This is a genomic window from Flavobacterium sp. J49, from assembly GCF_011742145.1.
In the GTDB taxonomy this organism is placed as follows: Bacteria; Bacteroidota; Bacteroidia; order Flavobacteriales; family Flavobacteriaceae; genus Flavobacterium.
Genome location: NZ_JAAQQU010000058.1, coordinates 1 through 218, shown reverse-complemented (window position 1 = coordinate 218; position 218 = coordinate 1). Strand labels below are relative to the sequence as shown.

Sequence of the window (218 nt, the reverse complement as noted above, 5' to 3'; positions counted from 1 at the left end):
GCAAACTCAGGAGTAGCCGGACAAGAGATGGTTGAAGGAGCAGGTAAAGCTGCAATAACCGGAGCAGTTGTATCAGTTACAGTAATGGTTTGAGTTGCTGTAGAAGCATTTCCACAAGCATCAGTAGCGGTCCAAGTTCTGGTTACAGAATACGAACCGGCACAAGCACCATTAGTTGTATTGTCTACGAAAGTCAAAGTAGCTCCAGAACCACAAGC

Annotated in this window: 1 protein-coding gene; it reads right to left on the bottom strand. The window is 45.9% G+C overall.

Going from position 1 to position 218, the window contains the following annotated elements; genetic code table 11:
- On the bottom strand, window positions 1-218 hold a 218-nt coding region (locus tag HA632_RS01770; protein ID WP_217902806.1), incomplete at both ends, for a hypothetical protein.